This is a genomic window from Enterobacter cloacae complex sp. P42RS, from assembly GCF_014930595.1.
GTDB classification, from domain to species: Bacteria; Pseudomonadota; Gammaproteobacteria; order Enterobacterales; family Enterobacteriaceae; genus Enterobacter; species Enterobacter bugandensis.
The window spans coordinates 118,835-128,974 of the sequence record NZ_JADBRK010000012.1 but is presented as its reverse complement, the minus strand read 5'-3'; the positions used below and the strand labels follow the sequence as shown (position 1 = coordinate 128,974).

Annotated in this window: 9 protein-coding genes; 5 read left to right on the top strand and 4 right to left on the bottom strand. The window is 58.4% G+C overall.

The features are described from left to right. Positions 1–115: 115 nt before the first annotated feature. Positions 116–1,180 carry an AI-2E family transporter gene (locus IM314_RS15365; RefSeq protein ID WP_028014023.1) on the bottom strand — a complete coding sequence of 355 codons (1,065 nt, stop codon included), beginning with the start codon at positions 1,178–1,180 and terminating at the stop codon, positions 116–118. A 221-nt stretch (positions 1,181–1,401) separates the two neighbouring features. Here IM314_RS15365 and bepA point away from each other — a divergent pair, with 221 nt between their 5' ends. Then, the gene (gene bepA / locus IM314_RS15360; protein WP_041908772.1) at positions 1,402–2,865 is read left to right on the top strand and encodes a beta-barrel assembly-enhancing protease; all 1,464 of its coding nucleotides are present in this window, start codon (positions 1,402–1,404) and stop codon (positions 2,863–2,865) included. Between the two features lie 13 nt (positions 2,866–2,878). Further along, a complete protein-coding gene (arsC, locus tag IM314_RS15355; protein WP_041908769.1) occupies positions 2,879–3,235 on the top strand; it encodes an arsenate reductase (glutaredoxin) in 357 nt (118 codons plus the stop codon). Here the strand turns inward: arsC and IM314_RS15350 are convergent. Beyond that, positions 3,232–4,056 carry an XRE family transcriptional regulator gene (locus tag IM314_RS15350; RefSeq protein ID WP_193359132.1) on the bottom strand — a complete coding sequence of 275 codons (825 nt, stop codon included), beginning with the start codon at positions 4,054–4,056 and terminating at the stop codon, positions 3,232–3,234. The two genes, arsC and IM314_RS15350, sit on opposite strands and share 4 nt — an antisense overlap. Positions 4,057–4,202: 146 nt before the next feature. Between IM314_RS15350 and celB the strand changes: the two genes are divergently transcribed. Genes celB through IM314_RS15335 form a run of 3 tightly spaced genes read left to right on the top strand, consistent with a single transcriptional unit; the run spans position 4,203 to position 7,900 of the window. Continuing rightward, positions 4,203–5,522: a PTS cellobiose transporter subunit IIC gene (celB, locus tag IM314_RS15345; protein ID WP_193359133.1), complete on the top strand. Its 1,320-nt coding sequence runs from the start codon at positions 4,203–4,205 to the stop codon at positions 5,520–5,522. A gap of 3 nt (positions 5,523–5,525) precedes the next feature. Beyond that, on the top strand, positions 5,526–6,482 hold the full coding sequence (locus IM314_RS15340; RefSeq protein WP_193359134.1) for a N(4)-(beta-N-acetylglucosaminyl)-L-asparaginase: 957 nt from the start codon (positions 5,526–5,528) through the stop codon (positions 6,480–6,482). Beyond that, positions 6,482–7,900 (top strand): M17 family metallopeptidase, encoded by a 1,419-nt coding sequence (locus IM314_RS15335; RefSeq protein ID WP_193359156.1) that lies wholly within the window; start codon positions 6,482–6,484, stop codon positions 7,898–7,900. The genes IM314_RS15340 and IM314_RS15335 overlap by 1 nt, the downstream gene beginning before the upstream one ends. An 86-nt stretch (positions 7,901–7,986) precedes the next feature. Here the strand turns inward: IM314_RS15335 and IM314_RS15330 are convergent, their stop codons facing one another. Next, entirely contained in the window at positions 7,987–8,688 is a 702-nt protein-coding gene (locus tag IM314_RS15330) for a DnaA inactivator Hda (protein ID WP_166792068.1), read from the bottom strand. Positions 8,689–8,784: 96 nt separating this feature from the next. Beyond that, positions 8,785–10,074, bottom strand: a complete 1,290-nt coding sequence (uraA, locus tag IM314_RS15325) for a uracil permease (RefSeq protein WP_017692944.1) — start codon at positions 10,072–10,074, stop codon at positions 8,785–8,787. Positions 10,075–10,140: the final 66 nt, after the last annotated feature.

Here is a 10,140-nt window from a genome sequence, read left to right as displayed (position 1 = left end):
GGCGATTGAGCCGCCCTGGCACGTTCACAGGTCATGTCCTTACAGAGTAGCAAGGAACATAAAGTGAACGGAATGTCCACCAGAGCCGTATGTTCCCCCTCACCCCGCACTAAAACTACTTCTCTTCCACCGCAGGCACATCCGGCCACGCGTGCACCACCGCTTTAATCAGCGTCGCCAGTGGAATGGCAAAGAACACGCCCCAGAACCCCCACAGCCCGCCGAAAATCACCACCGACAGGATAATCACCAGCGGATGCAGGTTCACGGCCTCGGAGAACAGCACCGGCACCAGCAGGTTACCGTCCAGCCCCTGAATAATCAGGTATACCGCGAAGCAGCTCCAGAACTCGGTACCCAGCCCAAACTGGAACAGCGCAACGCCCACCACCGGAATGGTTACCACAAACGCGCCGATATACGGGATCAGAACCGAAAATCCGACCAGCACCGCCAGCAGCAGCGAGTAGTTCAGGCCGAAAATCAGGAAGCCAATCCAGGTCGCCACGCCCACCACGATCATCTCCAGCACCTTGCCGCGAATGTAGTTGGTGATCTGCTGGTTCATCTCCTGCCAGACCTGCCCGGCCAGCCCGCGATTGCGCGGCAGCACGCGGCGTACCGCGTTCAGCATCTGCTCTTTGTCCTTGACCAGGAAGAACACCATTAGCGGCACGAGCACAAGATAGACGGCCAGCGTCAGCAGCCCCACCAGCGAGGCCAGAGAGTATTTCACCACCGAATCGCCCATCGTCATGATGCGGGCGCGCATGTTTTCGGCCATCGCATCTATGATCCCCGCATCCATCAGCGCGGGGTAACGACGCGGCAGCGTGGCGGCGAAATCAGACAGCTTGTTCAACATGCCGGGCATATCGCGGATCAGGTAGATCCCCTGCTGCCAGGCAACCGGCATCACCACAAATGCCATCAGCAGCAGAATGCCGACAAACAGCACCAGCACGATACTCGTTGCCCAGCGGCGCGAACAGCCGATATGTTCCAGGCGCGCCGTTGGCCACTCCAGCAGGTACGCGAGCACAATCGCCACCAGCAGAGGGGCGAGCAGGCCGCTGAAGAAGAACAGAATACCGAACCCGGCAACCAGAATAACCAGCAAAGCAATGGCTTCCGGGTCACTGAACCGACGCCGATACCACTGCATTAACATTTCGAGCATACAACCCTTCCCTGAATCGATTGGCGGGAGTGAGACGGTGAATTGTATCTAACTGTCACAAAAAAGACTTTCGCTTTTTGTATCCCTGTCACAATCCGCAAAAGCCTGATGAATGGGATTTTCTTCATGCGGTAACACGGCTACACTCGCAGGGCAGCAGAGATGAACGATATGCCGGTTCATCGGTCAAATTAGCACCTCCAACATACAGGACAGTGGTTATGTTCAGGCAGTTGAGAAAAACACTGGTTGCAACACTGATTGCCGCAGTGACGGTCGGTCAGGTGTTGCCCGCTTTCGCTGACTCGTCCGATTCATTGCCGGACATGGGCACCACGGCAGGAAGCACGCTCTCTATCGGGCAAGAGATGCAGATGGGTGATTACTATGTGCGCCAGCTGCGCGGTAGCGCCCCGCTGATCAACGACCCTTTGCTGGTGCAGTACATTAACGGGCTGGGGATGCGCCTGGTGGCGCACGCCGACTCGGTAAAAACGCCCTTCCACTTCTATTTGATTAATAACGACGAAATCAACGCCTTCGCCTTCTTCGGCGGAAACGTGGTGCTGCATTCGGCGTTATTCCGTTACTCAGACAACGAAAGCCAGCTGGCTTCGGTAATGGCGCACGAAATTTCGCACGTTACCCAGCGCCACCTCGCGCGTGCAATGGAAGACCAGAAACGTAACGCCCCGCTCACCTGGGTGGGCGCACTGGGCTCTATTCTGCTGGCGATGGCCAGCCCGCAGGCCGGGATGGCGGCCCTGACCGGTACGCTTGCGGGAACGCGTCAGGGGATGATCAGCTTCACCCAGCAAAACGAGCAGGAAGCTGACCGCATCGGCATTCAGGTTTTACAGCGCTCCGGCTTTGACCCGCAGGCCATGCCGAGCTTCCTGGAAAAACTGCTCGACCAGGCACGGTATTCTTCCCGTCCGCCGGAAATTTTGCTCACTCACCCGCTGCCGGAAAGCCGTCTCTCGGACGCACGCAACCGTGCCAACCAGATGCGCCCGGTGGTCGTGCAGTCTTCGCAGGACTTCTACATGGCGAAAGTAAGAACGCTCGGCATGTACAACTCCGGACGTAACCAGCTCACCAGCGATCTGCTGGATACCCTGGCGAAAGGCAACGTGCGGGAAAAAAATGCCGCGCAGTATGGTCAGGCGCTACAGGCGATGGAAGCCAGTAAATACGACGAGGCGCGTAAAGCGCTGCAGCCGCTGCTGGCAGCCGACCCGAACAATCCGTGGTATCTCGATCTCTCGACGGATATCGATCTGGGGCAGAAGAAAGCCACTGATGCGATTAACCGCCTGAAAGGGGCGAAAGACATACGGACCAACCCGGTGCTGCAGCTTAACCTGGCGAACGCTTATTTGCAGGGCGGTCAGCCTGCGCAGGCCGTGACCATTCTGAACCGCTACACGTTTAACAATAAAGACGACCAGAACGGCTGGGAGCTGCTCGCTCAGGCGCAGGGGCAACTGGGTAACCGCGATCAGGAACTGGCGGCGCGTGCTGAAGGGCTGGCGCTGGCGGGCCGTCTCGATCAGGCTATTTCCCTGCTCAGCAGCGCCAGCTCGCAGGTGAAGCTCGGCAGCCTGCAGCAGGCCCGCTACGACGCGCGTATCGACCAGCTGCGCGGCCTGCAACAACGCTTTAAGCCGTACGAGAAGATGTAATAAAGGAGAAGTCATGACAGACGCGGTAAAAATTTACCATAACCCTCGCTGCTCCAAGAGCCGCGACACCCTCAGCCTGCTGAAATCTAACGGCATCGACCCGGAAGTGGTGCTGTATCTGGAGACGCCGCCGGACGCGCAGACGATCCGCGAGCTGCTGCACATGCTGGGGATGGGCAGCGCGCGCGAACTGATGCGTCAGAAAGAGGATCTGTATAAATCGCTTAATCTGGATGACAACCGCCTCACCGAGGCTGAACTGGTACAGGCGATGGTCGACAATCCAAAGCTGATTGAGCGCCCGATTGTGGTGGCGAACGGCAAGGCGCGCATTGGCCGTCCGCCGGAAGATGTGCTCGACATCCTCTAGTCCTTACGCCGCAGCGCTTCCAGAAACGCCTGCGGCGTACTCTCTCCCAGCTTTTTCTGCGTTTTGCCCCGGTTATAAAACTCGCACAGCGCGATCAACACCTCTCCCGCCGGTTCATCATTCACGCGAGGAATAACATCGCCTAATGGCACCGCTACCTGAAGCGCGTTGTGTTTTTGGGGATGCGTTTTTACAGCCACATCTTTTGCAGCCTCTGTCAGCTCAAAACCAAAAGTCTCAATAGATTGTATATCAGCCGGACAGTCATCAAGCAGCGCCCGCGTCCAGGTATTGAGCAACTGGGGCGACAGTCCCGCATAGAGCCGGGCATAACACCAGCCGCTCACTGGTTCGCGCGCCCAGAGCAGGTGTTGTTCACCCCCATCGTCCATGTGCAGGGATAAAGGCAGATGATGGAGCATCAGCGTATGCGGCCGCATGCCAGCCTTCAGCGCTTTTATTCCCTGCAACGGCCCCCCTTTTAGCTTCGCGGAGGCCGGTTTGAGATAGCGATTCAGCGTTGCCCTTGAAACGCGGATCCCCAGCACGTCGTTAACCATCTGCAGCAGTTCATCTAACGGCGCCCCTGAGATGTCGCGCAGCGCATTCACCAGCGCAATCTGTTCCTGTCTCAACGCTTTGTGTATCACTTTTGGCGTGGTGTGGTTATCCGAAACCTGGTCGCGGTTGCGCCAGCGCCTGACGGTCGTGACCGAGATCCCCAGCTCAACGGCAAGCTCTCTGTCGCTTTTATCTGACTGTTGCAGATAGCGGCGGATACGCGGCGTGGTGGTCGCATTGGCATGCAGTTTAATTTCCATCGCAACAATTCCGTTAACTAATCATATGAGATTTATATAACACAGGCGATTGCTTTGTGACCGGTTTCACCTTTCGCTCGCCGCGCTTCACTGATAATCCACAGACATAACATAAACACCCCCCTCAATCTTGTACGGAGTTCACAATGAACAATGTTCTGGGATTTCTTGAAGCAAAACTGATGCCCCTGGCGGCGAAAACGGCCCAGCAGCGTCATCTCGGGGCCATTCGCGGTGCCTACGTGTCATTCATGCCGTTTATTATCGTCGGCTCCATTCTGCTGGTTATCTCCTCCTTCCCTAACCAGGCCTATCAGCAGTTTATGTCTCAGGCCTTTGGCGAGAGCTGGAGCGCGATTATTGAAATTCCATTCAACGCGGTGTTCTCCACCATGTCGCTGTTCATCAGCTTCCTGGTCGCCTTCCGCCTGGCGGAACACTACGGCGAGGACCGCATCTCCTGCGGCATTCTGGCGCTGGTCGCGTTTCTGATCCTGACGCCGTTTATTAAGGTGGCGGAAAACGGCGGGATTACCGTGATGCCGGTGGAGTGGATTGGCAGCAAAGGATTGTTCGTGGCGATGATCGGCTCGCTGCTCTGGACGGAGCTGTTCTGCTGGCTGAAGCGCAAAAATCTGGTCATTAAAATGCCGGACGGCGTGCCTCCTGCGGTGCAGGAGTCGTTCGCGGCGCTGATCCCCGCCCTGCTGGTGATGATTCTGGTGCTGGGTATCCGCATCGTCTTCGAAAACACTCACTACAACACCATCCACCAGTTTATTTATGAAGTGGTTGCTACCCCGGTGCGCCACTACGGCACCTCCTATATCGGTGCGCTGATGACCGTCTTCAGCATCACCATTCTCTGGTCAGTGGGCATTAACTCCGGCTCGATGATTAACGGCATCATTCGTCCGCTGTGGATGGAAAACCAGACCGACAACATCGCCGCGATCCAGGCGGGGACGACGCCGCCGCACATTATCACGGAACAGTTTTTTGACATGATCTGGATGGGCGGCGCGGGTGCTACGCTGTCGCTGGTGATTGCGATGCTGATTTTCGCCCGCAGTAAAAACATGCGCGAAGTGGCGCGCCTCGGCGCCGGGGCGTCGGTGTTTAACATCAACGAGCCGATTCTGTTTGGCCTGCCGGTGATCATGAACCCGATCATGCTTATTCCGTTCAACCTGGTGCCGCTGGTGCTGGTCACCGTGCAGTATGCGGCGATGAAGATTGGCGCGGTCGCCGTCACCACCGGGGTGTTTATCCCCTGGACGCTGCCGCCGGTGATCAGCGGTTTTATCGTCACCGGACACCTGAGCGGCAGCGTCATGCAGCTGATCAACCTGCTGATTGGCGCCATGCTGTACCTGCCTTTCATGCGTATCGTGGACAAACAGTACCGTGCGGCGGAAATTGCCACCGTTACGCAAACCGACACCACCCTTGCAAAACAGGAGTAAAGCATGTGGGGAATTATCGCAACCTGGCGAATGGCGCTTGAAGGGGTAACGGAATCTGCGTCTGCCCTGGCGGCGGGAAAACTGGTCGCTACGGCGGTGGTTGATGCCGTCGCCGCCGTCGAAGACTTTCCGTTTTATAAATCCGTCGGCTACGGCGGGCTGCCGACCGAAAACGGCGAAGTCGAGCTGGACGCGGCATTCATGGACGGCGACACGCTGGCGTTCGGTGCCGTGGGGAACCTGGTGGATATCGCCAACCCGGTGCGCGTGGCGCACGCGCTCAGCCGCCAGCGCTACAACAGCCTGCTGGTCGGCCAGGGCGCGCGTGAATGGGCGCTAAGTCAGGGCTTTGCCGATAAAAGCATGCTCACCGAACGCGCCATGCAGCACTACCGCAAACGCTGTCGCGAGACGCTGGATAAAGGCTTAAGCCCGTACGACGGACACGACACCGTCGGCGTTATCGGCCTCGATAAGCAGGGCTCAATGAGCGTTGCCACCTCCACCAGCGGCCTGTTTATGAAAAAACGCGGCCGCATTGGGGATTCGCCGATTATCGGCTCCGGCTTTTACTGCGACAGCGAAACCGGCGCGGCCACCGCTACGGGCGTCGGTGAAGATCTGATGAAAGGCTGCACGAGCTACGAAATCGTTCGTCGCATGGCGCAGGGTATGACGCCGCAGCAGGCGGCAGACTCCGTGGTGTTCGAGCTGGAAGACAAGCTGATGTCGCGCTTCGGTCGCGTGGGCGATCTCTCCGTGGTGTGCATGAACAACAGGGGCGAATTTGGCGCCGCCACTAACATCAAAACCTTCTCGTTTGTGGTGGCGACGGCCCGTCAGCCCCTCACCGTTTTTCGTACCGAGCGCCAGCGGGAGAAAACGCACTATCACGCCGTGGACGACGAGTGGATGCAGGCCTACGCCGCGCGGATCCGCGCACCGATTGAGGAGTCATGATGATCGCGTATCAGTTTATCACCGCGCTTTCTGACGCGAAGCCACGAAGCCATTTAATCGCCCGCGTCTCCTGTGCGCAGTTGCCGCAAACCGCGCTTGTTGCGGAAATGCGTGACTCTGACGGCATCGCGGACACCCGCTTTGGCTGCGCGCCCTTTGCGCGCATCACCCTGCTGCCGGATGCGATCTGGCATGACGCGCTCACTGAAGGCCTGCTTGCCACCCTGCGACCGCTGTTTGCCTCTCCCGTCAGCGCAGATATCGTGCTGGACGTGACGGATATCGACGAGGTGGTGCTGGCGCAGGTGCTGCGTTTTCTCTTTAATCAGGCGCACAGGCTGAGCGATTTACAGCTGAAAAAAACCAGTGAGTGCGTTCGTATTAAGCACATCACCGCCCTCTGCCTGCCGGAACAGCAGGCAAAGCTGGAAACAATTTTCCGCCAGCAGCAGGCCATCGCTCACGGCATGGTCGCAGCGCGTCGCCTGGCGGATATACCGTCCGATCGCTGTACGCCGCAGTTTATGGTCGAAGAGGCGCAAAAACTGTGTGCCGCCTACCCTGCCCTGCGCTGCGAGGTGCTGAACGAAAAGGCTATTGTTGAGCAGGGTCTTGGGCTGCTGAACGCCGTCGGCAAAGGGGCGACCTGCCCGCCACGTCTGCTGGCTATTCATTACGACGGCGTTTCTGACGGCCCGGTGCGCTGCTACGTAGGTAAAGGCATTACCTTCGATACCGGCGGCCTGTGGCTGAAGGAAGGCGCAGGCATGTACACCATGAAATACGACATGTGCGGTGCGGCCAACGTGCTGGGGCTGATGCTGACCGTAGCAGAGCTGGCGCTGTCCGTACGCATCATGGGCGTGCTGGCGCTGGCGGAAAACGCCATCGGCCCGGACGCCATGCAGCCCGGCTCGGTAGCAACGGCCTGCAACGGCATGACGGTTGAAATCAACAACACCGATGCCGAAGGCCGACTGGTGCTGGCGGATGCCATCGCCTGGGCCAGCCAGCGCCATCCGCAGGCGCGCTATATCATTGATATGGCGACCTTAACCGGTGCGGTGGTGAAAGCGCTGGGGTATGAGTTGAGTGGATTAATGACGCAGGACGAGCCGCTGCGCGCCGCGCTGACGCAGGCGGGAAAACGGAGCGGTGACGAAGTGTGGTCCCTGCCGCTGGATGCGCGGCTGAAAAAGCAGACCGACAGCGCGATTGCCGATCTGTGCAACACCCCGACAAACAACGCGGCAATCAGCGCGTCGGCGGCGTGGCTGCTGCACCATTTTTGCCCGCAGACGATCCCGTGGGCGCATCTGGACATCAGCGGCACGGCGCTGTGGCGCGAGAACGGCAGGAGCGTGGCGTCGGGAAGGCCGATTCCGCTGCTGGTGGAGCACTTGCTGGGGGATCTTTAGCCGGGTGACGGCTGCGCCTTACCCGGCCTAAAAGGGGAGCGGTTTTCGTAGGCCCGGTAAGGCGTAGCCGCCACCGGGCAAAAAACTCAAAGCTTAAGAATATCTTTCACAAACGGAATGGTCAGCTTGCGCTGGGCGGTAATGGAGGCGCGATCGAGCTGATCGAGCGTATCAAACAGGGTGCGCATCTCGCGGTCCAGACGCTTGAGCAGGAAACGGCCCACGTCTTCCGGCAGCTCAAAGCCGCGCTGCTTTGCTCGCAGCTGTAACGCCTGCAGCTTATCTTCATCTGACAGCGGCTGGAGCTTGTAGATTTGTCCCCAGTCCAGACGAGACGCCAGATCCGGCAGCCCAAGATTAAGCTGGCGCGGCGGACGATCGCCGGTGATCAGCAGCCGGGTTTTGCCCGACTCCAGAATGCGGTTGTAGAGGTTAAAGATCGCCATTTCCCACGGCTCGTCCCCCGCCACGCATTCGATATTATCGATGCAGACCAGCGAGAGATGTTCCATGCCCTCAAGCACTTCAGGCACAAACCAGGTACGTTTATCCAGCGGCACGTAGCCGACCGCATCGCCGCGCGCCGAAAGCTCGGCACAGGCCGCATGCAGCAGGTGACTGCGTCCCGCGCCTTCGCGTGACCAGATATAGATGTATCCGCTGTGTTCCTGGCGCAGCACGTTTTGCAGTGCAGCCAGTAAAGAGGGGTTATCACCCGGCCAGAAACTCGCAAAAGTTTCGTCGTCAGGGAGATAGAGTGGCAGAGAGAGCTGTGCCGGTCCGTTCAGAAATACCTCAACCAGAGATCTTACATAAAATCGGCGATGAGTTTAACACGGAACCCGCCAGGAGAGAACCGGGCGATCCTTCGCCCAGTTAAAGGATCAGTGTGGGGCTTTTTCGCTTTCGTCAGCGTCCAGCACCACCTCTTCCGGGCGGATCACCGAGATCAGCTTGAAAATCAGGCTCAGGCCCACGCCCACGATGGTCGCCAGCGCCATGCCCTTCAGCTCGGCCGCACCGATGTGCACCTTCGCGCCGCTCACGCCGATGATCAGGATAACGGAGGTCAGGATCAGGTTTTGCGCCTTGCTGTAATCCACTTTGGATTCAATCAGCACGCGAATACCGGAGGCACCGATCACCCCGTACAGCAGCAGAGAAACGCCGCCCATCACCGGCACAGGAATGATCTGAATCGCTGCCGCCAGCTTGCCCACGCAGGAGAGCAGAATGGCGATGATCGCCGCGCCGCCGATAACCCAGGTACTGTAGACGCGGGTAATCGCCATCACGCCGATGTTTTCACCGTAAGTGGTGTTTGGCGTGGAGCCGAAGAAACCGGAGATGATGGTGGAGAAACCGTTGGCAAACATGGAGCGGTGCAGACCCGGGTCGCGGATCAGGTCGCGCTTCACGATGTTCGCCGTCACCACCAGGTGGCCAACGTGCTCCGCAATTACCACCAGCGCGGCAGGCAGAATGGTGAAAATGGCGAACCATTCAAAGCGTGGGGTGTAGAAAGTTGGCAGCGCGAACCAGTGCGCCTCGGCAATCGGGGTGGTATCCACAACGCCCATGACGAAGGAGAGCGCGTAGCCCGCCAGCACGCCGATCAGGATCGGGATAATCGCCATAAAACCGCGGAACAGCACGGAGCCAAATACCGTCACGCCCAGCGTCACCAGCGAGATGATAATGGTTTTGGAGTCCGGTGACTGGCCGTCCGCAGGCAGCAGGCCGGCCATATTCGCCGCCACGCCCGCCAGCTCCAGGCCGATAACGGCAACGATGGCGCCCATCGCCGCAGGCGGGAACATCACGTCCAGCCAGCCGGTACCGGCTTTCTTCACAATGAAGGAAACCAGGCAGAACAGCACGCCACACATGATAAAGCCGCCCAGCGCGACCTCATAACCCAGGGGCAACAGCAACAGCACCGGCGAGATAAAAGCAAAGCTCGACCCCAGATACGCCGGGATTTTGCCTTTACAGATAAAGAGGTACAGCAGCGTCCCGATGCCGTTGAACAGCAGCACGGTAGCCGGGTTAATGTGAAACAGGATTGGCACCAGCACGGTTGCGCCAAACATAGCGAACAGGTGCTGCAAACTAAGCGGGATAGTCTGTAAAAGCGGCGGTCTTTCACTCACCCCGATAGCACGGCGCGTCATAGTGTTTTCCTCTGTGTAGTATTGTTGGTTTTTATTCAAAAAAAAGCCGACTATCAAAGTCGGCTT

Bases quoted from the DNA above. Each gene is read 5' to 3' on its own strand.
- IM314_RS15335 (WP_193359156.1), top strand. From the start codon at position 6,482: ATGATCGCGTATCAGTTTATCACCGCGCTTTCTGACGCGAAGCCACGA.
- uraA (WP_017692944.1), bottom strand. From the start codon at position 10,074: ATGACGCGCCGTGCTATCGGGGTGAGTGAAAGACCGCCGCTTTTACAG.
- celB (WP_193359133.1), top strand. From the start codon at position 4,203: ATGAACAATGTTCTGGGATTTCTTGAAGCAAAACTGATGCCCCTGGCG.
- IM314_RS15340 (WP_193359134.1), top strand. From the start codon at position 5,526: ATGTGGGGAATTATCGCAACCTGGCGAATGGCGCTTGAAGGGGTAACG.
- IM314_RS15365 (WP_028014023.1), bottom strand. From the start codon at position 1,180: ATGCTCGAAATGTTAATGCAGTGGTATCGGCGTCGGTTCAGTGACCCG.
- bepA (WP_041908772.1), top strand. From the start codon at position 1,402: ATGTTCAGGCAGTTGAGAAAAACACTGGTTGCAACACTGATTGCCGCA.
- IM314_RS15350 (WP_193359132.1), bottom strand. From the start codon at position 4,056: ATGGAAATTAAACTGCATGCCAATGCGACCACCACGCCGCGTATCCGC.
- arsC (WP_041908769.1), top strand. From the start codon at position 2,879: ATGACAGACGCGGTAAAAATTTACCATAACCCTCGCTGCTCCAAGAGC.